Below are 390 nucleotides of genomic sequence, written 5' to 3' on the forward strand. Positions count from 1 at the left end.
AGGAGCCTGCGACTGCGAGCCGGGCGCAGCCAGTGCAGCGGGGTTGGGGTGGGGGCAATAAACCGCAGCCAGCTCGCTGGCCTGCTTTCAGGGCTGTTGACCTTAACAGGCTGACCGGCAACAGTTTCAGGTAGATTTGGGTGCCGGAGCCGCCACGGACGGCGGCGACTGCGGTGGTGGATTTTAGCACTGATACTGACAGCAGAGGGTGAGCGAGCGAACCCGGTGCGCCTCTGGGGCTGAGAAGCTCAACCCGGCGGCCAGCCGCTCACCGGGGGTAAGGTAACCGCGCAGCGCCCTTGGGTGGGCGGCGCCGACATAATGTTCCGTTAAGCGTGGCGGGCCGTTCAGGCCCATTGCGCTTAATGCCACATTATGTTGAATGGCGGC

At 64.4% G+C, this 390-nt stretch carries 1 pseudogene; it reads right to left on the reverse strand.

From position 1 onward, the window contains the following. Positions 1–183: 183 nt before the first annotated feature. Positions 184–390, reverse strand: a pseudogene (locus ACGF5R_RS24625) (hypothetical protein); the annotation flags it as partial.

This window comes from Photorhabdus sp. RM71S, assembly GCF_042879355.1.
In the GTDB taxonomy this organism is placed as follows: Bacteria; Pseudomonadota; Gammaproteobacteria; order Enterobacterales; family Enterobacteriaceae; genus Photorhabdus; species Photorhabdus kayaii.